19 protein-coding genes, 1 tRNA gene and 1 other RNA gene are annotated in these 21,947 nt (G+C 70.3%); 10 read left to right on the top strand and 11 right to left on the bottom strand.

The features are described 5' to 3' along the window. The first annotated feature begins 139 nt into the window (after positions 1–139). The 3 genes from BA895_RS00290 (at position 140) to BA895_RS00280 (ending at position 2,552) form a co-directional block, all read left to right on the top strand. The gene (locus BA895_RS00290; RefSeq protein WP_070189899.1) at positions 140–469 is read left to right on the top strand and encodes a putative quinol monooxygenase; all 330 of its coding nucleotides are present in this window, start codon (positions 140–142) and stop codon (positions 467–469) included. Positions 470–630: 161 nt separating this feature from the next. Continuing rightward, positions 631–2,070, top strand: a complete 1,440-nt coding sequence (locus BA895_RS00285) for an MDR family MFS transporter (RefSeq protein ID WP_083282879.1) — start codon at positions 631–633, stop codon at positions 2,068–2,070. Continuing rightward, positions 2,067–2,552: a pyridoxamine 5'-phosphate oxidase family protein gene (locus BA895_RS00280; protein WP_070189898.1), complete on the top strand. Its 486-nt coding sequence runs from the start codon at positions 2,067–2,069 to the stop codon at positions 2,550–2,552. The genes BA895_RS00285 and BA895_RS00280 overlap by 4 nt, the downstream gene beginning before the upstream one ends. An 82-nt stretch (positions 2,553–2,634) precedes the next feature. On the opposite strand, the gene BA895_RS00275 is transcribed toward BA895_RS00280, so the two are convergent. The 9 genes from BA895_RS00275 to BA895_RS00230 all read right to left on the bottom strand — a co-directional run bounded on the left by BA895_RS00275 (position 2,635) and on the right by BA895_RS00230 (position 13,771). Beyond that, a complete protein-coding gene (locus BA895_RS00275) occupies positions 2,635–3,672 on the bottom strand; it encodes a DNA topoisomerase IB (RefSeq protein WP_070189897.1) in 1,038 nt (345 codons plus the stop codon). A gap of 153 nt (positions 3,673–3,825) precedes the next feature. Then, a complete protein-coding gene (locus BA895_RS00270; protein ID WP_217493782.1) occupies positions 3,826–4,953 on the bottom strand; it encodes an oxidoreductase in 1,128 nt (375 codons plus the stop codon). An 84-nt stretch (positions 4,954–5,037) separates the two neighbouring features. After that, positions 5,038–6,309 carry an aspartate kinase gene (locus tag BA895_RS00265; protein WP_070189896.1) on the bottom strand — a complete coding sequence of 424 codons (1,272 nt, stop codon included), beginning with the start codon at positions 6,307–6,309 and terminating at the stop codon, positions 5,038–5,040. A 124-nt stretch (positions 6,310–6,433) separates the two neighbouring features. Continuing rightward, positions 6,434–7,051 carry a DUF5063 domain-containing protein gene (locus tag BA895_RS00260; RefSeq protein ID WP_070189895.1) on the bottom strand — a complete coding sequence of 206 codons (618 nt, stop codon included), beginning with the start codon at positions 7,049–7,051 and terminating at the stop codon, positions 6,434–6,436. A 632-nt stretch (positions 7,052–7,683) separates the two neighbouring features. Continuing rightward, complete coding sequence (gene recR, locus BA895_RS00250) at positions 7,684–8,283, bottom strand: recombination mediator RecR (protein WP_070189893.1); 600 nt, start codon at positions 8,281–8,283, stop codon at positions 7,684–7,686. Between the two features lie 9 nt (positions 8,284–8,292). After that, complete coding sequence (locus tag BA895_RS00245) at positions 8,293–9,447, bottom strand: HoxN/HupN/NixA family nickel/cobalt transporter (RefSeq protein WP_254666264.1); 1,155 nt, start codon at positions 9,445–9,447, stop codon at positions 8,293–8,295. Between the two features lie 59 nt (positions 9,448–9,506). Next, positions 9,507–10,181 carry a 1-acyl-sn-glycerol-3-phosphate acyltransferase gene (locus BA895_RS00240; RefSeq protein WP_070189892.1) on the bottom strand — a complete coding sequence of 225 codons (675 nt, stop codon included), beginning with the start codon at positions 10,179–10,181 and terminating at the stop codon, positions 9,507–9,509. Positions 10,182–10,286: 105 nt separating this feature from the next. Continuing rightward, positions 10,287–11,042: a class I SAM-dependent methyltransferase gene (locus BA895_RS00235; RefSeq protein ID WP_070189891.1), complete on the bottom strand. Its 756-nt coding sequence runs from the start codon at positions 11,040–11,042 to the stop codon at positions 10,287–10,289. A gap of 80 nt (positions 11,043–11,122) precedes the next feature. Continuing rightward, on the bottom strand, positions 11,123–13,771 hold the full coding sequence (locus BA895_RS00230) for a DNA polymerase III subunit gamma and tau (RefSeq protein WP_070189890.1): 2,649 nt from the start codon (positions 13,769–13,771) through the stop codon (positions 11,123–11,125). A 253-nt stretch (positions 13,772–14,024) separates the two neighbouring features. Between BA895_RS00230 and BA895_RS00225 the strand changes: the two genes are divergently transcribed. The 4 genes from BA895_RS00225 to eis all read left to right on the top strand — a co-directional run bounded on the left by BA895_RS00225 (position 14,025) and on the right by eis (position 18,129). Further along, positions 14,025–14,495, top strand: coding sequence for a DUF3817 domain-containing protein (locus BA895_RS00225; protein WP_070189889.1), 471 nt, complete (start codon positions 14,025–14,027; stop codon positions 14,493–14,495). A gap of 169 nt (positions 14,496–14,664) precedes the next feature. Continuing rightward, positions 14,665–15,321 carry an ATP-binding cassette domain-containing protein gene (locus BA895_RS00220; protein WP_070189888.1) on the top strand — a complete coding sequence of 219 codons (657 nt, stop codon included), beginning with the start codon at positions 14,665–14,667 and terminating at the stop codon, positions 15,319–15,321. Between the two features lie 8 nt (positions 15,322–15,329). Continuing rightward, complete coding sequence (locus BA895_RS23360; RefSeq protein WP_070189887.1) at positions 15,330–16,748, top strand: hypothetical protein; 1,419 nt, start codon at positions 15,330–15,332, stop codon at positions 16,746–16,748. Between the two features lie 91 nt (positions 16,749–16,839). Further along, a complete protein-coding gene (gene eis, locus BA895_RS00210) occupies positions 16,840–18,129 on the top strand; it encodes an enhanced intracellular survival protein Eis (protein ID WP_070189886.1) in 1,290 nt (429 codons plus the stop codon). An 18-nt stretch (positions 18,130–18,147) separates the two neighbouring features. Here the strand turns inward: eis and BA895_RS00205 are convergent, their stop codons facing one another. Next, positions 18,148–19,356 carry an MFS transporter gene (locus BA895_RS00205; RefSeq protein ID WP_070189885.1) on the bottom strand — a complete coding sequence of 403 codons (1,209 nt, stop codon included), beginning with the start codon at positions 19,354–19,356 and terminating at the stop codon, positions 18,148–18,150. Positions 19,357–19,443: 87 nt separating this feature from the next. Beyond that, positions 19,444–19,540, bottom strand: an RNA gene (gene ffs, locus BA895_RS00200) — signal recognition particle sRNA small type. 130 nt (positions 19,541–19,670) lie between these two features. Between ffs and BA895_RS00195 the strand changes: the two genes are divergently transcribed. The 3 genes from BA895_RS00195 to BA895_RS00185 all read left to right on the top strand — a co-directional run bounded on the left by BA895_RS00195 (position 19,671) and on the right by BA895_RS00185 (position 21,848). Next, positions 19,671–19,758: transfer RNA gene (locus tag BA895_RS00195), tRNA-Ser, on the top strand. A gap of 138 nt (positions 19,759–19,896) precedes the next feature. Next, the gene (gene argF / locus BA895_RS00190; protein ID WP_070189884.1) at positions 19,897–20,931 is read left to right on the top strand and encodes an ornithine carbamoyltransferase; all 1,035 of its coding nucleotides are present in this window, start codon (positions 19,897–19,899) and stop codon (positions 20,929–20,931) included. Positions 20,932–21,185: 254 nt separating this feature from the next. Continuing rightward, positions 21,186–21,848 (top strand): Type 1 glutamine amidotransferase-like domain-containing protein, encoded by a 663-nt coding sequence (locus BA895_RS00185; RefSeq protein ID WP_070189883.1) that lies wholly within the window; start codon positions 21,186–21,188, stop codon positions 21,846–21,848. Positions 21,849–21,947: the final 99 nt, after the last annotated feature.

Here is a 21,947-nt window from a genome sequence, read left to right as displayed (position 1 = left end):
GCCAACCCGCTTGTCTGCCCGGCCATTCCCGTTGACGGCGGTGCCTGACACCATGGACCTTGCCCTGCACCTGCCTGCCCTGCCGGCACCTGCCTGCCCTGCCTGCACCTGCCCGCCCCACCAGAGAGTCGTGAGCCCGATGATCTTCATCACCGCCAAGTTCCGCATCAAGCCCGAGCACGCCGACGACTGGCCACAGCTCTCTCAGGAGTTCACCCAGGCCTGCCGGTCGGAGGAGGGCTGCCTCTGGTTCGACTGGTCGCGCAGCGTCGACGACTCCACCGAGTACGTGCTCGTCGAGGCCTTCCGCGACGAGCAGGCCGGGGCCGCCCACGTGCAGTCGGCGCACTTCACGACCGCCACCCAGACCCTGCCGACCTACCTCGTGGCCACCCCGAAGATCATCAACGCCAACGTGCCCGGCACCGACTGGTCAGAGCTCGGCGAGATGGCCGTCGCCCAGCCCTGATCGGCACACCCAGCGCCCCACACGAGCGCGCGGGAATGAACCCGTCGACACGGTGTTGACCCACAGGTCCTCGACCCGCACGCCTGACCGTCCGGAGATCTGTGTCGACCAACACGACCGTCGGGTTCCGCTCCGACCGCGGACCCATCCTCATCGCCCTGATGCTGTCGACCTCGCTCATCGCGCTCGACTCCACCATTCTGGCCACGGCCGTGCCGACCATCGTCGACGACCTCGGGGGGCTCACCCAGTTTCCCTGGCTGTTCTCGGTCTACCTGCTGGCGCAGGCGGTCTCCGTGCCGGTCTACGCGAAGCTCGCCGACACCATCGGCCGCAAGCCCGTGATCCTCGTGGGGATCGGCCTGTTCCTGCTGGGCTCAATCCTTTGTGGGTTCGCCTGGAGCATGGGCTCGCTCATTGTGATGCGGGCCGTGCAGGGCCTCGGGGCCGGGGCGGTCATCCCCGTCGCCATCACCATCGCCGGCGACATCTACACCGTCGCTGAGCGCGCCAAGGCGCAGGGCTACCTCGCCAGTGTCTGGGCCATCTCGGCGGTCGTCGGGCCCACCCTCGGCGGTCTCTTCGCTCAGTTCACGTCGTGGCGCTGGATCTTCTTCGTCAACATTCCGCTGTGCTTCCTGGCGGCCTATCTGCTCGCGCGCGACTACTCCGAGTCGGTCACCCGGGTGCGTCACCGCATCGACTACGCCGGCGCCATCCTGCTCACTGTCGCGCTCACCCTGCTCGTGCTGGCCGTTCTCGAGGGTGGGCAGGCGTGGGCCTGGACCTCCTGGCAGAGCATCGGGTGCTTCGCGGTCGGGGCACTGCTGATGACCGTCTTCGTAACGGTCGAACGCCGAGCCGCCGAGCCGGTTTTGCCGCTTCAGCTGCTGAGCCGACGCCTCATCGTCTCGACCCTGGCCGTCTCGCTCGGCGTCGGCGCGGTGCTCATCGGGCTCACCTCGTACGTGCCGACCTTTCTCGAGCGCTCGATCGACGCCAAACCGGTCGTCGCGGGGCTCGCCGTCGCGGCCCTCACCCTCGGGTGGCCCCTCTCGGCCTCCCAGTCGGGGCGCTTCTATCTCCGCATCGGGTTTCGCCCCACCGCCCTGATCGGCCTGGTGATCACGCTCGTCGGTGCCGTCGCGTTGTGGCTGACGTCAACCGCCCCCGCTGTCGCCAGTGTCGCCATCTCGTGCTTCGTCGTCGGGCTGGGGCTCGGCCTGGTCGCCACCCCCACCCTGATCGCCGCCCAGGCTTCCGTGCCATGGCACGAGCGCGGCGTCGTCACCGGGGCAAACATGTTCAGCCGATCGGTCGGCAGCGCCGTCGGCGTGGCGATCTTCGGCGCGGTCGCGAACGCGGTCATCGCCCGCAACGGGGGCGCCACGTCAGTGCCCGCGATCGAGCGGGGCTCCGAGGCGGTGTTCCTCGCCGTCGTGGTCGCGGCCGTGCTGCTGCTCGCCACCGGCCTGCTGATGCCCAGTACGCGGGTCGAGCAGCTCGAACCGGCACGAGACGTCGACAGCGCCGGCGCAGTGAATAGGGATGCAGTGGGTACGGATGCAGTGAACCCGAATCGAGAGGAAGGTCGCTCATGAGTGACGACAACGGCGCCACGAAGGTCGCCGAGCTGATCAAGGACGTTCGCATTGCGATGCTGACCCACACCGACCACAACGGTGCAATGGTCAGCCACCCGATGGGTACCCAGGAGGTCGAGTTCGACGGCGACGTGCTCTTCATCGCCGAACGCGACAGTCAGAAGGCCAAGGACATCGCCGCCCAGTCGCCGGCCAAGGTCAACGTCTCGTACAGCTCGAGCGGCACCTGGGTCTCGGTTTCGGGCACGGCCGAGATCGTCGACGACAACGCGAAGCTCCGCGAGCTGTGGAACAGCTTCACCGGGGCCTGGCTCGAGGGCGGTCCCGAGAACCCGAACAACATCATCATCAAGGTGCACGCCGACTCGGCCGAGTACTGGGACTCCCCCGGCGCCAAGGTCGTGCAGCTCGCCAACTTCGTCAAGGCCAAGGTGACCGGAAACCGCGTCGAGGGCGACAACGAGGTTGTCGACCTCTGAACTCGCCCAACCGGTAGGTCCCGCACGTGAGGCGGCAGCGAAACGGCATCCCGTCTGCTGCCGCCTTCGCGTGGGCGACGGGTCAGGACGAAGTGCGCAGCAGTCGGATGACGGCCCGCTCGAGGGCGTCACGGTCACGAACCCGCACGAGCTCTCCAGCCGTGAGACGGGCCCGGTCGGCCTTGGTCAGCCGCGTCAGGCTGTGCGCGATGGTGCGACCGACCGCGTACTCGTCGAGCACTCGGGTGTCGACGTAGGAGCGGCGGGCCACGGCCGGGGTGTTGCCCAGGTGCGCAGAGACCACCTTCATGGCGTCCTTCTCGGCGCGCTTCAGCTCGCGCTCGGTGTCGACCGGCTTCGTCTGCGCCAACGTGACGGCTGCTGTGACGGTGGCCGCCCAGGTGCGGAGGTCCTTGACCGTGTACTCGGCCCCGACCAGCTCCTTGAAGGCGACGTTGAGGTCGGCCGAGTGCAGCTCGTGCCACTGGTTCTGCTCGTCGCGATACGCGAGCAGGCGGTCACCGGGGTAGCGGTTTCGCTTGAGCGACAGCACGACCCGGGCCAACAGCTGGTCGGTCATGACGGCCTCGCGGGTCACTCCCGACTTGGCCGGGAACGCGAACGTGACGTCTTCACCACTGACCGTCACGTGGCTGCGCAGCAGCGTGGCCACCCCGTGCGAACCGTGCTCGGCCTCGTACTCGTCGCCCCCGGTGCGAAAGAGCCCGGCGTCGAGCATCCGCAGCGCGGCCGCGGTGACCCGCGTGCGGGTGAGGCCATCGGTGCGCAGGTCGGCGGCGACCTGCTTGCGCGCCTGAGGCAGCTTCTTGGCGAGCGCCATCACCCGGTCGTGCTTCTCGCGGCCCCGAGCCTCGTGCCACGCCTCGTGGTAGATGTACTGCCGACGGCCGGCGTCGTCGGTGCCCACCGCCTGAATGTGACCGTTCGGGTGGGGAGAGATCCACACGTCCTGCCATGCGGGCGGGATGACGAGGTCGAGCGCCCGCTGCCTCGTGGCGGCGTCGACCTTCTGGCCGTCGGCGTCGACGAAGCCGAAGCCCTTGCCTCGCCGCACGCGCCGAACTCCTGGCTTGTCGATGACGCTCCGTCGCAGTCTCACAGCAGAGGACTACCCGTTGCCGGGTTGCCGTGAACCCCCAGGTCGAGTGGCCACTTTCGTACGTACCGAACTGGCCACTCGACCTGGGCACCCCGTCGCACCGTCGAGTGGCCACTTTCGTACGTACCGAACTGGCCACTCGACCTCAGCGGGTCAGCGCTTGAGGGCGGCCACCCGGCCGAGCTCCCCCGACGCCCAGCAGGCCCCGCCGGGGGTGCACTCCACAGAGTCGAAGCTGCCCGTGTCGAGGCTCTTCCAGGTGCGACCGCCGTCGGTCGTGACGTCCGAGCCCGACGGCCCCACCGCGAGTGCGGTGGCGCGGGTGCCCGGCACCCAGTCGGAGCCCGACCGGTAACCGCTCGGGTTGACCTTCGACGCGCTCCAGGACTTGCCGCCGTCAGTGGTGAAGGCCGCGTTCTCGGTGGCAGCGGTCGGGGCGAGGTAGTCACCGCCGACGATGATGCCGCGGCTCTGGCCTCGGTAGGCGATCGAGAAGATGCCGGCTGACGGGCTGCCGGCGAGCGGGCTGTCGGCGACGGTCCAGGTGCGGCCGGCATCCGGCGAGGAGAAGACGCGAGCCGGGTTGGTGCCACCGCTCACGAGGTACATCCGACGACCGGCTCCGGCACTCAGACAGGTACCGCTCGCGGCGAACCCGGCCTCACCGTCCTTGGCGTCGGGCATGCCCTTGGGGTTGATCTGCGACCACGTGCGCCCGCCGTCGGTTGTGCGGATGAGACGGAACTTGCCGTCGACGGGGTCGCTCATCGCGACGCCGCGCTGCGAGGTGGTGAAGGCCATGCAGTCGTAGAAGGCGGCCGCCTCCTCGTTGCGGAAGGTCTCGGTCCAGCTCGCGCCACCGTTGTTCGTGCGCAGGATGCGCGAGTCACCACCCTCACCGATCGAGAGGATCACGGCACGCTGAGCGTCGAACGCCTCGATGTCGCGAAACTGCAGCTCTTCGGTGCCGAGGCCCGTCGGGCTGACGTTCTGCCAGGTGGCGCCACCGTCGACGGTACGCAGCACGGTTCCGGCTGTGCCACTGACCCAGGCCACCCGCTTCGACACGGGAGCGAGGCCCCGGAAGCGAGCGTCGGAGCCGGTGGGCTTCATGGTCCAGCGGTAGCCGCCGGCGGGTGAGGAGCTGGTGGATGCGGCGGGCTGGGCCTCAGCGGGCGCCGGGGCGGCGAAAGCCGAGGTGGCCAGGGTCGCGGTGGTGCCGCCGGCGAGCAGCGCGAGGGTGGCAGCGGTGACTGTGAGCTTGCGGGGGAGAGTCGTCATACTCGCCGAACCTAGCCCTGCACACCGCCTCGAGGGCGTTTCGCACGACATGAATCGTGCCGTCAGGGGGATCCGCAGTTTCGGCTACCGACCGGTGCCGCCGTAGACGATGGCGTCCTCGCTCGAGTCGAGGCCGAAGGCGGTGTGCACGGCACGCACGGCGTCTTCGAGCTGGTCGGCCCGCGTCACCGCTGAGACCCGGATCTCGGAGGTCGAGATCATCTCGATGTTGATGCCGGCCTCGGCGAGCGCGCGGAAGAACTTCGCCGACACCCCGGGGTGGCTCTTCATGCCGGCTCCGACGAGGGCGATCTTGCCGATCTTGTCGTCGAGCCGCACATCCTCGTAGTCGACCTCGGCCTTGATCGACCGGAGCACCGAGAGGCCCTTGCTACCGTCGGCCTGCGGCAGCGTGAACGAGATGTCGGTCTTCGCGGTCTCGGCGGCCGACACGTTCTGCACGATCATGTCGATGTTGATGCCCGACTCGGCGATCGCGCCGAAGATCTTGGCCGCCACGCCGACCTGGTCAGGCACCCCGACGATCGTGATCTTGGCTTCGCTGTGGTCGTGCGCGATGCCGGTGATGATCGGAGCTTCCACAGCACCTTCTCCTTCGTAGGGGTTCTGCGTGACCATGGTGCCCGGCTTGCGCGACCACGACGAGCGCACATGGATCCGGATGCCGTACCGCCGGGCGTACTCGACGCAGCGCAGGTGCAGGATCTTGCTGCCGTTGGCGGCCAGGTCGAGCATCTCCTCCATGGAGATCACATCGAGCTTGCGGGCGTTGGGCAGCACGCGGGGGTCGGCGGTGAACACGCCGTCGACGTCGGTGTAGATCTCACACACCTCGGCCCCGAGGGCGGCAGCCAGCGCGACCGCGGTCGTGTCGGAGCCCCCACGACCGAGGGTCGTGATGTCCTTGGTGGTCTGGCTGACGCCCTGGAACCCGGCGACGATCGCGATGTGACCGGCATCCAGGGCGCTCTGGATGCGGCCCGGGGTGACGTCGATGATGCGAGCGGCGCCGTGAGCCTCGTCGGTGATGACGCCGGCCTGCGAGCCGGTGAACGAGCGGGCCTCCTCGCCGAGCTGGGCGATCGCCATAGCGACGAGGGCCATCGAGATGCGCTCACCCGAGGTGAGCAGCATGTCGAGCTCGCGTGCGGGCGGCGTCGGCGTCACCTGCTTGGCGAGGTCGAGCAGCTCGTCGGTCTGGTCGCCCATGGCCGAGACGACGACGCACACGGAGTTGCCCGCACGGTGGGTCTCGACGATGCGGCGCGCGACCCGCTTGATGGCTTCGGCGTCGGACACCGACGAACCGCCGTACTTCTGGACGACGATGCTCACTCTGGGCTCCCGTGGGTACGACGCGTTCGGACGCACAATTGTAAGGAGACTGGCGGCGACGCTGCTCAGCGGCCACCGACGGTGAGATATGGGTCAGGCCTCGTCGCCACCACAGCCGCGCCGGTCAGGGGTACAGAGCGTCGAACTCGGCCTCGCCGACGGCCTCGTCGTCGGCGTCGAGCCGCACGTGGCTCAGGATGCTCTGCAACGCGCGCAGCGACGCCGTAGCCCGGTCTCCCCACGCGGAGAGGTAGCTGAACTGCCACCACCACAGCGCTTCGACCCGGCGCCCTGCCGCGAAGTGCTTGAGGCCGTGGGTCAAGGCCAGCGCCACGTCAGCCACATCGCCCGAGATCGAACCGGCCGCGCGCTCACCCGACGTCAGCGGGTCGACGACGTCGACGTACTCGTCGATGCCCGAGAGCACGTTAGCCAGTCCGTCGCGAAGCGGGTCGACGTCGATGTCGGGGCCGGCATCGGTCTCGAAGCGCTCGACCAGCACGACGTCCTGGATGGCGCCGAGGCGAGCCCCGGCCACGATCATCTGCGACAACGCGAGGGTGAGCACCGGCAGGGCCGTGTCGGGCGAGGTGCCCGACGCGACCTCGGTGACCGACGTGAGAAAGATGCTGGCCTCGTGAGCCGTCAGCTCGGCCAGGCCGTCCAGCTCGAGAAGCTCTTCGACGCTGGTGGCGTCGGTCTCATGAGCTGCTTGAGCCTCGTCGGTGTGGTCGGTGGCCATGTGCTTCTCCCCTGGTTCATGCCGGATGCCGTTCACCAGCTCTCCAGTCGGGCCCAGTCTGCCGCTCCAGCCACCCCGCGTCGACCCTGGGGGCCACGATGCCCGCCACGGTCCGATCCGTGCGGCGCAACCGGCATCCGGGCCCCACCAACCCCGCCACGGTCCGATTCCCGCGCCGCAACCGGCATCCGGGCCCCACCAACCCCGCCACGGTCCGATCCGTGCGGTGCGCAGCCACCATCAACCCCACCAAGGTCCGATCCGTGCGGCGCAACCGGCATCCGGGCCCCACCAACCCCGCCACGGCCCGATCCGTGCGGTGCGCAGCCACCATCAACCCCACCAAGGTCCGATCCGTGCGGCGCAACCGGCATCCGGGCCCCACCAACCCCGCCACGGCCCGATCCGTGCGGTGCGCCGCCACCATCAACCCCACCAACCCCGCCACGGTCCGATCCGCGCGGCGCAACCGGCATCCGGGCCCCACCAACTGCGCCACGGTCCGATTCCCGCGGCGCAAGGTCACGGTCAACCCCACCAACCCCGCCACGGTCCGATCCGCGCGGCGCAACCGGCATCCGGGCCCCACCAACCCCGCCACGGTCCGATTCCCGCGGTCTCAGATCGACAGGTCAGGCGTCGACGCGGCGGCGGCCCTCGAAGGCCCGGCCGAGGGTGACCTCGTCGGCGTACTCGAGGTCACCACCGACGGGCAGACCCGAGGCGAGCCGGGTGACGGTGACGCCGACGTCGCGCAGCAGACGCGAGAGGTAGGTGGCGGTGGCCTCACCCTCGAGGTTGGGGTCGGTCGCGATGATGACCTCCTGCACCTCCCCCGAGCCGAGCCGGGTGAGCAGCTCGCGCACACGCAGGTCGTCGGGGCCGATGCCGTCGATGGGGCTGATCGCCCCGCCGAGCACGTGGTAGCGGCCCCGGAACTCGCGGGTGCGCTCGATCGCGACGACGTCCTTGGGCTCCTCGACGACACAGATGGCGGTCTGGTCGCGGCGCGGGTCGGCGCAGATGCGACACCGCTCGGCCTCGGCGACGTTGCCGCAGAGATCGCAGAAACGCACCCTGGCCTTCACCTCGGTCAGGGCCGTGACGAGCCGGGTCACGTCTTCGGAGTCCTGTTGGAGCAGGTGGAAGGCGATGCGTTGGGCGCTCTTGGGGCCGACCCCGGGGAGTCGTCCGAGCTCGTCGATCAGGTCTTGCACCGCGCCTTCGTACACAGGTGCAGCCTAAGCCCCGTCGGGCGCCTGCCCGCGCGGCGCGCCCGCTGAGTCAGGTAGGGCCCACCGCTCCTCGACTCGGCCGAGCTTCCAGACGGCGAGGGCGATGATCCACGTCACCGCGAAGAGCCCGACGATCCAGAAGCCGATGGCCCCGAGGTCGATACCCCCGATCCAGCCGAGCGGCCCCGACGTGATGTCGAGCTTCTCGGTGAGGATCGAGACGATCTCGATGCCGCCGATGCCGAGCGCGACGGCAACCGACAGCGCGGTGACGGTGATGTTGTAGTAGATCTTGCGCACCGGCTTGCTGAACGCCCAGCCATAGGCGAAGTTCATGAACGAACCGTCGATCGAGTCGAGCAGCGACATGCCCGCGGCGAAGAGGATCGGCAGGGTGAGCACGGCGTACCAGGGCAGGTTGGCCGCAGCCGCGCCCCCGGCGATGACGAGCAGCCCCACCTCGGTGACCGTGTCGAACCCCAGCCCGAAGAGCAGCCCGACGGGATACATGTGCCACGGCTTGGTCACCGCACGGGTGACCCGGCCCAGGATGCGGTTGAGAAACCCGCGCTGGTCGAGCTGGCGTTCCAGCTCGGCCTCGTCGAACTCGCCGGACCGCATGCCGCGGAACACCTTGACGATGCCGATCAGCGCCGCCAGGTTGACCAGACCGATGAGCACCAGGAAGACGCCTGACACCGACGTGCCCCACAGGCCCGTGGTCTGCTGAAGCGTCGACTGGTCGTCTTCGAGGGCACCAGCGAGAGCCCGGATGCCGAACGCCAGCAGCGTGACCATGACGAAGACGACCGACGAGTGGCCGAGGCTGAACCAGAACCCGACGCTGAGCGGCCGCTTGCCCTCTGTCATCAGCTTGCGCGTCGTGTTGTCGATGGCGGCGATGTGGTCGGCGTCGAAGGCGTGCCGCATCCCGAGCGTGTAGGCGGTCACGCCGAGGCCGACCCCGAACAGCTGGCCCGCGACCCGGTACTCCTGCGGAGCGACCACCCAGACGAGCAGGCCCCACCCCACGACATGGAGCAGCAGGATGAAGCCGGCCATGCCCAGCAGGCTGCGACGCTCGGGCCGGCTGAGCCGGTCGAAGAAGCGTGGCGAGGACTGCGGAGACTGCGACGACGGTGGTGAAGAGGTAACGGTCACAGCACCACGGTAGATGCGACCCAGTCGCATCTACAACGGATCGCCGACAAATCGAGGCGTCAGGCCGTGGGCTCCGCGCTCGGCACCTCGTTGTACCCCGGCGCCCGCTCCTGCCCACTGAGGGCGGCGATGGCGTCCATCACCTGGTCGGTGAGCAGCCGTCGTGCCTTGCCGGCCGGCATCCCGGCGAACGGTTCGATGCTGATCGGCTCACCGAAGCGCACGGTGACCTTGGCCAGCTTGGGAAAACGGGCTCCGACCGGCTGGATGTTCTCGGTGCCGATGAGGCCGACCGGCAGCACGGGCACGCCCGCCGTCAGAGCCAGCCAGGCGACCCCGGTGCGGCCCCGGTAGAGCCGGCCGTCACGCGAGCGGGTGCCCTCGGGGTAGATCCCGAAGGCGTCACCCGCGTTGATCACCTCCAGTGCCTGGTCGAGGCTCTCCTGTGCTGCACTCGTCGACCCGCGGTCGACCGGGATCATGCCGACCGCACTGAAGAAGCCCTTGCGTAGAGCCCCACCCACCCCAGGGCCGTTCCAGTACTCGGCCTTGGCCAGGAAGCGCACCTGCCGCGGCGACGCGAGCGGGATGGCGAAGGAGTCGATGAACGACAGGTGGTTGCTGGCCACTACCACCCCGCCCTGGCGGGGCACGTTCGCCTTGCCCTCGATCGTGGGGCGGTACAGCGCATGGGACAGCGGGTACAGCACATTGCGCCCGAGGCTGTAGAACATGGGGTCAGCCTAGGGCCGCATCCGCGTGCTGCGCCGAGGCGTCCGTCAGCGGGAGCCACCGCGCTACCCGTCGGTACGACCAGCGCCCAGGCCGATCGCGCACCGTCACGAGGTGGCCCGCACCGCCCAGGCCGTGGCCGAGACGTCGAAGGGCGCTGACGGCAACAGCTCGCGACAGCGCTCACGAAGCATCGTGCGACCGGCCTCGTCGAGGTGCGCGACGTGATCGCCCGCCGGGCCGATGCCGAGGGTGTAGGGCTCCCACCACTGCTCGAAGCTCGGATGCCGGACCGTCACCGAGATCGACCCCGAGACGATGGTGTCGAGGCGAGCGTCACGACACAGCCGCCCGAGGTCGCCCTCACGAACGCCGGGGCGCAGCGACTCGTCAGGAGCACCGGGGTCGACGTCGTGGGCCGCGCGCCAGAACAGGCTGAGCGGCCCGCCTCCTCCGGCCAGATCCCAGACGCAGGCCGCGACCGTGCCGCCACCACGCGTGACCCGGCCCATCTCGCGCAGCCCCGCGACCGGGTCGGTCATGAAGTGCACGACGAGCTGCGCAAGCACCACGTCGAACGTGCCATCGCCGTGCGGCAGACGCTCAGCGCCGGCCGTGACGACCTCGACTCCCGGATGCCGCTCTCGTGCAGCAGCGACGAAGGGGGGCGAGGGGTCGACCGCGCTGACCTGCTCGGCACCGACCACCTCGACCAGTCGTGCGGTCAAGGCGCCCGGCCCACACCCGACGTCGAGCACCCGCTGCCCGGGTTGTACCCCGGCCCAGTCGGCGAAGCTGACAGCGAGCGGTACCGAGTACCGCCCCATGAAGCGGTCGTAGTCGGCCGCAACCACGAAGGCCACGCAACGACGGTACCGCCGTGAGCGGTATCCCACTGCGGTGTGAGGCAGCTCGACGGGCTACCGCGCCGGCTGCGGCGCGGTCAGTCGTCGCTCTCGGAGAGCACTCGACCACCGAAGACCCGCTCGACCACCGTTCGCCCGACGTCGCCCGAAGCCTCGATGTTCTCGTCGTCGTCACTGACAGCGGAGTCGTCGCCGAGGTCGTCGCGTCGCGTCTGCTGCGGCGCGTCGGGCGTTCGCGCTCCGGAGCGTGCCCCCGCCAGTGACTCACGCACGGCCTTGGCCCCACGTTTGGGCGCGTCGGGGTCGGGGCCGGAGTGTGCCGCGCTGCGATCCGCCGACGGCGAGGCCGACGGGCTCTGCGTGGCGCCGGCTGCCGGTCCGTCTGCCGGAGCCGGCGTGGCGGCGCCGGGAACGGAGGGGGTAGTGGGCGCACTGGCCCAGTCGGGGGCGGGGGCCGTGACGTTGGCCCATCCGGGGTTGTTCTCGAGCGAGCGACCGGATGCCGCACCGGCCGGGTCGCGCCGCGGCGACCCCCCGCCGCCGGACCCCGGCGGCGGACCGGACTGCCCGCTCGGTGGCTGCGCGCGTTGCTGGCCCTGCTGCGTGGGGCCGGACGAGCCGGCGGACCAGCTTGCCGAGGCGGGCGAGCCGGCGGCCGGCGATGTGTCGACGGGCTGTTCGGGCAGCGGGACACCGTCGACGATGGCATCGACCCCGAGCTCGTCGATGAGCGCCTGGCGCACGAGCTCGGCGTGGTTGCCCGACCGGAAGGTGTTGGTCAGGCCGACCGTGCCGATGCCGAGGGTGAGGGTGCGCCCGTCGTAGGCCATCACCTGGGCGTGCTGAGACACGAAGGTCCAGGTGGCCCGGCGCATGCCCGAGATGCGGCCGAGCACGTCGGGCCAGGCCCGCCGGATGGCGTCGGTATCCATCCCGCCCGAAGGTGCGCTGCCGGATGCAGCATTGCCGGAAGGTGCGCCGGCGGCTGTCGCGTCGCCGGAAGAAGCCCCGCGAGCGTCGGGCGCCTCTCCCCGACTGCGCGACTCGTGCGCGCCCGAGGTGTCACCGACCGGACCACCCGACACCTGCCCACGTTGCTGCGCGCCCACGGTCGAGGGGCCGCCGACCGACTGCGACGGTGTGGCGACGGGCGGGCCGCCTGCCTCGCTTCGAGCCTGGTCGATCTGTTGCGCGTCGTGCTGCCCGGCCGGCCGTTCGTGACGCTGCCCTGCAGCTGCCGGCGCCGATGGCTGCGACCAGCTCGCAGGGTTCTGGCGCGAGGAACCAGCGGGATCGGCGCCGACGAGGCGCTCCACCGCGTCAGACCGGCCGCCCCCACCCATGCCACCAGCGGTGGGGGAGGTTCGGTCGGACGAGCCCGTCACGCTCGCGTGCGGCGGGGTGCGGTCGGTGACGGTGCGGGTCGGGGCAGCGACAGGGCTCGAGACAGGCGGGGCACCCGGCCCACTTGCAAGCGGCGGCGAGCTCTGCGGCATCCCGACCGGGGGTGCGCTGTGGGCCTGCTGCTGCGATCCGGCCGGGCCACGGGCCGCCGACGGCACGCCTCCGACATCGAGGCGGCGCTCGAGACGGTCGAGGCGGGCGGCGTAGCCCTGCTCTCCGGAGGCGGCCGGCAGCAGGATGCGGGCACAGATCAGCTCGAGCTGGAGGCGCGGGCTGTTGGCGCCCGTCATCTCGGTGAGGCCGGCGTTGACGATGTCGGCGGCGCGAGAGAGCGTGCCCTGACCGAAGGCGGCCTGCTGGCCCCTCATGCGCTCGAGCTGGTCTTCGGGGGTGCCGCGCAGCACCTGGCCGGCCCCTTCAGGAACAGCGGCCACGATGATGAGGTCGCGCAGACGTTCGAGGAGGTCTTCGACGAACCGCCGGGGGTCGTGGCCCGACTCGATGACCTTGTCGATCTGACGGAAGGTGGCCGCCCCGTCACGGGCTGCGAGCGCGTCGATCGTGGCGTCGAGCAGCTCACCGTCGGTGAAGCCGAGCAACGAGACCGCACTGTCGTAGGTGAGCCCGTCGTCGCCCGAGCCGGAGATGAGCTGGTCGAGCACCGAGAGCGAGTCGCGCACCGAGCCGCCCCCGGCTCGCGTGACGAAGCTGAGCACCCCGGGAGCGACCCGCACCCCCTCCTGGTCGCAGAGCTTCTGCATGTACTCGCCCAGGCGGGCCGGAGGCACCAGCCGGAACGGGTAGTGGTGGGTGCGCGAGCGGATCGTGCCGATGACCTTCTCGGGCTCGGTCGTGGCGAAGACGAACTTCACGTGCTCGGGGGGCTCCTCGACGATCTTCAGCAGGGCGTTGAAGCCCTGCGGGGTGACCATGTGCGCCTCGTCGATGATGTAGATCTTGTAGCGGCTCTGCGCCGGGCCGTAGCTGGCCCGCTCACGCAGGTCGCGGGCGTCGTCGACGCCACCATGGCTCGCGGCGTCGATCTCGATGACGTCGACCGAACCGGCGCCACCGCGGGCCAGCGCGACGCACGAGTCGCAGACCCCGCACGGCGTGGGGGTGGGCCCCTGATCACAGTTGAGACAGCGGGCCAGGATGCGCGCGCTCGTGGTCTTGCCACAGCCGCGCGGACCACTGAACAGGTAGGCGTGGTTGACCCGGCCGGTGCGCAGCGCCTGCATGAGCGGCTCGGTGACGTGCTCCTGGCCGATGACGTCGGCGAAGCTCTCGGGCCGATAGCGGCGGTACAGGGCGGTGGCCATTCCCGAACCCTAACGGCGATGGGCGACGCTCAGCTCTGCCGCTCGTCTGCCCCAGGTCTGCCGCTCGTCTGCCCCAGGTCTGCCGCTCGTCTGCCGCCGGTCCCCCCGCGCCGGTCCCCCTGGCTGACCTCCTCTGCCAACACACCGAGTAGTCACCAACTCACCGGGTAGTTTCCCGGTGAGTTGGTGATTGCTCGGTGTGTTGCGCAGGATGGGGGCGACTGCCGACGTACGACGCCCTGTAGGAGAACCCATGTCACCCCGCACCCTCTACCGCCGCGTCGCCGTCGCCGAGGTGGTCACGTGGACGCTGCTGCTCATCGGCATGCTGCTCAAGTACGTCACTAAGACCACCGACCTCGGCGTGCGGGTGTTCGGGTTGGCCCACGGCGTCGTCTTCATCGCCTTCTGCCTCGTGACGCTGCTTCTCTGGGTCAACCAGAAGTGGTCGCCAGGCACGGCGGTGCTCGGCCTGCTGAGTGCGCTGCCGCCGTTTCTCACCGTCTGGTGGGAGCGGCGTCTCGAGCGGTCCGGCCGGCTCGAGTCGACGGACGGCGGCTGGCGCCTCGCCCCCGGTGGCGAGGCTCCGCGCACCCGCGCCGAGCACGTCGTCAGCCGGCTCCTGGCCCGGCCCGTGGCGGCCGTGGCCATCGGCGTGGTCGCCGTCGTGGCGCTGACGGCGGTCGCCCTCGTCGTCGGGCCACCCGTGGGCAAGCAGGGCTGACCTCCCCCCCCCCGCTTCTCCGGGTTCGAGGTACCGCGACGCGCCCCGCCGCGTCCGAATACCTCGACCGGATGCCGCTGCCCGGCACCCCCGGCACTGGACCTGTCAGCACCGGCCCAGCCCAGCGGCATACGGTGGGCTCACGACGATTTCCCGGGGAGGGACGCGAATGGGCGTGGTCACCGTGCTGACCGGCGAGGTGCGAGCCGACGGCGTGAGCAAGGCCATCGACTCGACGACCCTGCTGCTACCCACCGACGTGAGCGCCGACCCCGGCGAGTGTGTGGTGCTGCGCGGGCAGAACGGCTCGGGCAAGACGACCCTGCTGCGCATCATCGGCGGGTTGTTGGCGCCCAGCGCGGGAACCGCCACCATCGGCGGTCGCGAGGCCGACGAACGCGACCGGGCTGTGCGGGCTGCCGTGGCCGGGCTGCTCGGTGCGCCGACGACCTACCGCGACCTCACCCTGATCGACCACCTCGTGCTCATCGACTCGACCTGGGGCGGTGAGCCGAGCACCTCCGACGACCGGGGCACGGCCCTGCTGGAGCGCCTGGGCATCGCGAGCCTCGACGACCGCTTCCCCCACGAGCTCTCGTCGGGCCAGGAGCAGCTGTTCCGCCTCGCCATCACCTTCGCGCGGCCCTCCAGCGTGCTGCTGCTCGACGAGCCCGAGCAGCGCCTCGACACGACGAAGCGACAGATCGTGGGCGCCCTGATCCGCGAGCGCACCAGCGCCGGGTCGACCGTCGTGATGGCCTGCCACGACCCCGAGATGACCGCGTCCCTCGGCGACCAGGTCGTCGACATCAAACCGGCCCGTTGAGACCGCTGATGCGCGACGACGACCAGTCCGGCACCAGTGGCACCAGCGGCGCCGACATCGCCGAGAGCGAGTTCGACGATGCTGAGCTGCTCGGCCAGGCCGACTGGATCATCGGCGGCGAGGAAGCACGCAAGGCCCGACAGCAGGGCCTCTACGCCGCCTACCTCGTCTTTCTCGGCTCGCTGGCCTACGGCTTCCCCCTCGTGCAGGCGCTGTTCCGAACCTCCAACCCCGAGGTGCTCCGCCAGCAGCTCGCCTCGCCCGAAGCGGCGGGCCTGCTGCTGGCCGCCGTGGCCGGGGTGTTCCTCGCCGCACTCTGGGTCGGCCGGTTCCGGGGCCCGGTCGTGCCGCCCCTGCCGTGGATCGACCTCGTCGTCACGACGCCGATCGACCGTGCCCTGTCGGTTCGCCGCTGGTGGCGCTTCGCGCTGAGCGCCGGAGTCTTCCTCGGTGCGATCACCGGGCTCGTGCTCGGCGGGGGCCTGGCGTTCACCGGGGTGACCAGCCCCGTATCGGTCGCCGTGGGTCTGGTCGCCGGCGCCGCCGTCGCCGTCGCCGCCACCCACCTCTGGCTCTGGTCACAGGTGCGGTCGTGGCCCGGCCCGAACCGCGGCCCGAAGCTGCTCTGGCACGTGCCCGAGGCGCTGCGCGAGCTGCACGTCGACGGGCTGCGAGCCCACTCGGCCAACACCTCGACGCTCGCCGGGTCGGCCATGACCGGCAACCTGCGCACTGCCCGGCTCGCGCTCGCCCGGCCGGTTCGCTTCGCCCGGGGCGTGCGGCTGCGACCCGGTCGCCCGTTCCCGACCATGGTGCGGCGCGACATTCTCGGCCTGTTGCGCTCGCCTGCCTCGCTGGCGGCCGGCTTCGGCCTCGTCGTTCTCGGGGGCGCCGTCGTGGTGTGGGCCGCGACCCAGAGCTCGGCCCCCGGCATCGGGGTCACCATCGGTCTCGTGCCGCTCTATCTCGGCTTCGGAGCCTGGTCGGAGGGGCTGCGACTGCAGGCCGACAACGTGGGCACGCCATCGCTGATCGGCTCGGGGCCGCTGGCCGAGGCGAGCGCCCACCTCGTCGTGCCCCTGGCCTTCACGACGGTCGTGCTGGCGGCCGGAATGGTCGTGTCGGCGCTGGCCGCCCCTGTGTCCGTGCTGTCCCTGCTCAGTCTGGTCGCGGTGCTCGCCGTGTTGTGCGGCGGACACCTGCTGGCGGCGTTCCGCGGCTCGGCCCCGGTGCGCGGCGGCCCGCAGGGGATGATCGCCTGGTATCTGATGCCGGTGATCTTCGTGCTGATCGTCGGCTCGCTGATGACCTTCTTCGTCAAGGCCCAGCTGTGGTCGTGGTTGGGCTTCGCCGGCTGGACCACCATCGGGTTCGTGTGGTGGGGCTTCTGGCAGGCCCGGCGCCTGACCCACATGCACCGCGCCTGACCGGACGGCCCACCGACACTGCACCGACACCGTACCGACGCCGCTCGGTCACAGAAACCGAACCGACGCTGGGTGTGGGTAGGTTCGCCTCATGAGCGAGCTTCGTGTCCGTGACGTCACTGAGGCCGACCTGGATGCCGTGCTGACCATCCGCTCCCGGTCGTTCGGCCCGCTCGGGGCCGGCGGTCAGGGCTGGTGGCAACGCGTCGCCGACGAGACGGTGGGCGGTCGCATGCTCGTCGTGGTCGAGACCGCCGACAGCAGGTCCGCCAGTGACCGTGTGCTCGGCAGCGGCCGCATCCGGCCCTACCAGCAGGTATGGGGCGGCCGGCACCTGCCGATGGGCGGCGTCGCAGGGGTCTACGTCGACCCGGCGGCCCGCGGGCGAGGCGTGGCGTCGCTGCTCGGCCGCGCGCTCGTGCAGCGGATGATCGAGCTCGGCGACGTCGTGTCGTGCCTCTACCCCACGGCACCGATGCTCTACCGCGCAGTCGGCTACGAGCTCGGCGGCGGCCAGACCCGGTTGACGTATGCCGCTGACGCCCTGCGCGCCCTGCGCTCGGTGAGGGCCGGCGTCAGCCTTCGTGCGGCCGGGCCGGGCGACGCCGCCCGGTTCGAAGAGCTGGCCCGGGCTCACCAGCAGCAGAACCGGCTGAGCGGCCCCATGCTCCCGACCGCCGAGACCTGGAGGGCGCAGCTGGCCGACACCGAGATGATCCACTACCTCGCCGACGACGGCTTCGTGGCCTACTCGCTCGGCGGCGGTGTGCTCACGGTCGAGAGCCTCGTCGCGCAGAGTCCGGGCACCGCGGCGGCCCTGTGGTCGGTGGTCGGCTCCGGCTCGTCGGCCGCTCCCGTCGTGGAGGCCTGGCTCGACCCGCGCGATCCGGTGGCCCTCGCTGTCGGCGGCCTCCCGGATGCCGGGGTGCACACGGTGCCGTGGATGCTCAGGGTGGTCGACCTGGGCGGAGCCGTTGCGGCGCGCGGCTTCGCGCCCGGTCTCGTGGCCAGCGCCTCGGTCGCGGTCACCGACCCCGACGCGCCGGCCAACACCGGCACCTGGGTGATCGCCGTCTCCGGCGGCCGCGGCAAGGCGGTGCTGCAGCAGCCGTCGACGGTGCCGACCCGCACCACTCATCCGCGGTCGAGTGGCCACCACCCCGAGTCGAGTGATCACTTGCGCACCGCGGCGGGCCCTGCGGCATCCGGTCACGACGAGCAGCCGGTGCGGCTGGAAGCCCGCGGGCTGGCCGCGCTGTGGTGCGGCTGGACCCTGTCGCGGCTGCGTCAGGCCGGCTTGGCGGTCGGAGGCACATCGAGCGACGACGCGGCCCTCGACGCGATCTTCGCCGGCCAGCCGTTCATGACCGAGTACTTCTGAGTCACGCCGGCGGCGGGTTCAGTCGACCCGAGCGACCCGGTCTGTCTCACGGACCGCAGGAATCGCCAGCAGGGCGATGACCGCCATCGCGCCCACAACGAGCAGCGAGTGCAGCACCCCGATGTGGTCACCGAGAAAGCCGAGCAGCGGCGGCCCGGCGAGGAAGGCGGTATAGCCGATCGTCGACACGACGCTCATCCGGGCGGCAGCGCGGCGCGGCTCGTCTGCAGCCGCGCTCATCCCGACGGGAAAGCCCAGGCTCGCTCCGACCCCCCAGACGGCGGCACCGACGAACGCCAGCCACTGCCCTCCGAAGACGACGAGCAGGCAGCCGACGACCGCGGCGACGAACATGATGCGCAGCACCGGGAGACGGCCGTACCGGTCGAGCAGCCGGGTGCCGAGCAGGCGCCCGACGGTCATCGCCGTGAGGAACACCGCGAAGCCCAGTACGCCCGCCCACCGAGGCAGCTGGTACCCGTCGGAGAGGGCCACCGCCACCCAGTCGTTGGCCGTGCCCTCGGTGAACGCCGCGGCCAGCACCACGACACCGATGAGCAGTGTTCGCGGCTCGAGCCAGGCGGCCCGCATCCCCGACTTCTCGCCGGCGGGCACGTCGTCGTCATCCTCGACCGGCTGCGGCAGGAAGGCCCGCGGGAACCACGGAACCACGAGGGCCAGCAGGACCGCGACGCCCACGAGGTGCACGGCGATCGACACGTGCAGGAACGACAGGCCGGCGCCAATAAGGGCACTGATGACCGTGCCCCCGCTGAATGCCGCGTGGAAGTGCGGCATGATCGCCCGCCCGAGCAGCCGCTCGACCGCAGCCCCTTCGAAGTTCATCGCGACGTCGAAGGTGCCGGTACCGGCCCCGACGAGGAACAGCGCCACCGCCACGATCGCGCGGTCGTTCAGCACGTCGATGCCGATGCCGACCCCGACGAGGCCGACGGCCTGGATCGTGGCCGCCCCCACCAGGGTTCGGGCCGCGCCGAAGCGGCCCACGAACCAACCAGAGAGCGGCAGCCCGATGACCGACCCGAGTGACGCCGCGAGCAGGGTGAGGCCGAGCTGGCCGGCGCTGAGACCGAGCTGAAACTTCAGGTCGGGCACCCGCGAGGCGAACGCCGCGAACGCCGCACCGTTGATGGCGAAGGCGGTGAACACCGCGGCGCGGGCCGTCTTCACGGCCGGTGCCGGCGGGAGGCGGACGGGGCTGGACATGCGCGGACCTTCGGTTCGAAGCTGCTACGGGGCTGAGCGGCATCCGGGCGGGACGTCGCGGCGGGGCGAGCCACCGAGACGTGCGGGAAAAGGGACACCCCACGTACCTGGAAGAGCTCTCCTACCCTTGCTGCATTCCTGCCCTGGGGGAGTTCGGAAAGGTACCACCACGCGGGGTGCCGACAGCGAGTGTATGCCGTAACGCCCGCGCCCATGAAACCGCAGCCGGAGCCCTCGCCGGACACGGCCCCGAGCCTGCCCCGTGACACGCACGGATTTCTTCGGACCTGCCCGACTCCGGTAGCGTGCCCGACGGAGGATTCGCATAGTGGCCTAGTGCGCACGCTTGGAAAGCGTGTTGAGTGAAAGCTCTCAGGGGTTCGAATCCCCTATCCTCCGCCAGAACGCCAGGCCCCGACCCCGACGGTCGGGGCCTGGTGCGCTATGGGCCGTCGGTGGTGGTGGTGGTGGTGGTGGTGGCGGTGGTGGTGGTGGTGGTGGTGCTTTACCCGCCGCCGTGCGACCTGACAGCATCAGCGCATGACGCTCGCCTCGCTGCATCGAAGGAACGTGCTCAAGGAGACCGACCTGACGCCCGACGAGTTTCGGGCCCTGCTCGATCTCTCGGCGCAGCTGAAGGAGGCCAAGCGCGAGGGCCGTGAGGAGCGCCGGCTGGTGGGCAGGAACATCGCCCTCATCTTCGAGAAGACCTCGACCCGCACCCGGTGCGCGTTCGAGGTCGCGGCCGCCGACCAGGGCGCCAGCACCACCTACCTTGACCCCGTCGGTTCGCAGATCGGCCACAAGGAGTCGATCAAGGACACCGCTCGCGTGCTCGGCCGCTTCTACGACGGCATCGAGTTTCGCGGCTTCGCCCACCACACGATCGAGACCTTGGGCGCCTGGGCCGGGGTGCCGGTGTGGAACGGGCTGACCGACGAGTGGCACCCGACCCAGTCGTTGTGCGACGCCCTGACGATGCGCGAGCACGCCGGCAAACCGGATGCCGAGATCGCCTTCGCCTACATCGGCGACGCGCGCTTCAACATGGGCAACTCTTTGCTCATCACCGGCGCCATGCTCGGCATGGACGTACGCATCATCGCGCCGAAGAGCCTTTGGCCGGCGAGCGATGTTGTGCTGCAAGCCAACCGGTACGCCGCCGAGACCGGCGCCCGGGTCACCCTGACCGACGACGTCGCCGACGGGATGCGTGGGGTCGACTTCGTGCACACCGACGTGTGGGTGTCGATGGGTGAGAGCAAGGACGTGTGGGCCGACCGCATCGACCTGCTCGGGGCCTACCAGGTCAACGCCGAGCTGCTTGCCCTGTCGGGCAACCCCGCCGTGAAGTTTATGCACTGCCTGCCGGCCTTCCACGACCTTGACACCGCGGTCGGGCAGGAGGTGCACGAGCGGTTCGGCCTCAAAGAGCTCGAGGTCACCGATGACGTCTTCGAGTCGGCCGCGTCGATCGTGTTCGACCAGGCCGAGAACCGCATGCACACCATCAAGGCCATCCTCGTCGCGACGATGGCCGAACCGGCGACGGTGGGTCCGGTGGCCCCGCGTTGAGATCGGGCGTCTGCGGGTGCCGGATGCCGCATCGTCTCGGGAGCGTGGCAGAAGCGGCTGCCGACTGAGCGACATCCCACCCATGGTGCCGGCGCGCGGACCCGCAGGGGCGCGTGCTCATGCACCCGGGCGGGGATGGTCGGTGTGTACGGTGTCAAAACCAGTCAAGTCCGTCAACGCCCGTCAACGTCCGGAGCGCCTCCCCCGGCCCGTTCGTTGCCCGACCCTCCCAGCTACACCAAGGAGCCCCAGCGATGAAGCTGCTTCTCACCTCGGGCGGCGTCACGAACCCCAGCATCCGCGACGCGCTCGTCGGCATGGTGGGCAAGCCGATCTCCGAGTCCGAGGCGCTCTGCATCCCGACCGCGCAATGGGGGCACCCCATGTGTGGGCCGAGATCGGTGCGCAGATTTGTCAGTGGCGAGCACCCCGGAGACGCCATGACCTCGCTGCCGTGGAAGTCCGTGGGTGTCCTCGAGCTCACCGCCCTACCCACCATCGGCACGGAGCGATGGGTCGACTGGGTCCGTCAGGCCGACGTTCTGCTCGTTGACGGCGGCGATGCCACGTACCTGTGTCACTGGCTGCGGAAATCCGGCCTGGCCGACCACCTGTCCTCCCTGACCGACACGACCTGGGTCGGAGTGAGCGCCGGGAGCATGGTCATGGCACCTCGAATCGGTTCGGACTTCGTCACATGGCCGGCGGCCAGAGACGATCGGACTTTGGGGCTGGTGGAGTTCGCGATCTTCCCTCACCTGAACGCCTTCCCGACGAACACCCTTGCGCACGCGGAACAGTGGGCCGTTGAGATCGGCGGCCCGGCCTATGCCATCGACGAGCAGACCGCCATCACGGTCGTCGGCGACTGCGTCGAGGTGGTTTCCGAAGGTGAGTGGCACACGTTCGGGATGTAGCTCATCGGGTGCGGGCCGTTTCGCGACGATTACCCCGCCGCTGAGACAGCCTCAAGCGACCTGGACCGCACCCCAGCGCTGCACGGACACCGAGCGGAT

It is taken from the genome of Humibacillus sp. DSM 29435, assembly GCF_001758225.1.
GTDB lineage: Bacteria > Actinomycetota > Actinomycetes > Actinomycetales > Dermatophilaceae > DSM-29435.
The sequence above is the reverse complement of the archived record's forward strand: the minus strand, read 5'-3'. Positions and strand labels throughout refer to the sequence as shown.

What these genes read in the sequence shown, in the direction of transcription:
- eis (WP_070189886.1), top strand. Translation starts at nt 16,840, where the DNA reads ATGAGCGAGCTTCGTGTCCGTGACGTCACTGAGGCCGACCTGGATGCC.
- BA895_RS23360 (WP_070189887.1), top strand. Translation starts at nt 15,330, where the DNA reads ATGCGCGACGACGACCAGTCCGGCACCAGTGGCACCAGCGGCGCCGAC.
- BA895_RS00270 (WP_217493782.1), bottom strand. Translation starts at nt 4,953, where the DNA reads ATGACGACTCTCCCCCGCAAGCTCACAGTCACCGCTGCCACCCTCGCG.
- BA895_RS00220 (WP_070189888.1), top strand. Translation starts at nt 14,665, where the DNA reads ATGGGCGTGGTCACCGTGCTGACCGGCGAGGTGCGAGCCGACGGCGTG.
- BA895_RS00285 (WP_083282879.1), top strand. Translation starts at nt 631, where the DNA reads ATGCTGTCGACCTCGCTCATCGCGCTCGACTCCACCATTCTGGCCACG.
- BA895_RS00240 (WP_070189892.1), bottom strand. Translation starts at nt 10,181, where the DNA reads ATGTTCTACAGCCTCGGGCGCAATGTGCTGTACCCGCTGTCCCATGCG.
- BA895_RS00280 (WP_070189898.1), top strand. Translation starts at nt 2,067, where the DNA reads ATGAGTGACGACAACGGCGCCACGAAGGTCGCCGAGCTGATCAAGGAC.
- BA895_RS00205 (WP_070189885.1), bottom strand. Translation starts at nt 19,356, where the DNA reads ATGTCCAGCCCCGTCCGCCTCCCGCCGGCACCGGCCGTGAAGACGGCC.
- BA895_RS00225 (WP_070189889.1), top strand. Translation starts at nt 14,025, where the DNA reads ATGTCACCCCGCACCCTCTACCGCCGCGTCGCCGTCGCCGAGGTGGTC.
- BA895_RS00185 (WP_070189883.1), top strand. Translation starts at nt 21,186, where the DNA reads ATGAAGCTGCTTCTCACCTCGGGCGGCGTCACGAACCCCAGCATCCGC.
- argF (WP_070189884.1), top strand. Translation starts at nt 19,897, where the DNA reads ATGACGCTCGCCTCGCTGCATCGAAGGAACGTGCTCAAGGAGACCGAC.
- BA895_RS00290 (WP_070189899.1), top strand. Translation starts at nt 140, where the DNA reads ATGATCTTCATCACCGCCAAGTTCCGCATCAAGCCCGAGCACGCCGAC.
- BA895_RS00260 (WP_070189895.1), bottom strand. Translation starts at nt 7,051, where the DNA reads ATGGCCACCGACCACACCGACGAGGCTCAAGCAGCTCATGAGACCGAC.
- BA895_RS00230 (WP_070189890.1), bottom strand. Translation starts at nt 13,771, where the DNA reads ATGGCCACCGCCCTGTACCGCCGCTATCGGCCCGAGAGCTTCGCCGAC.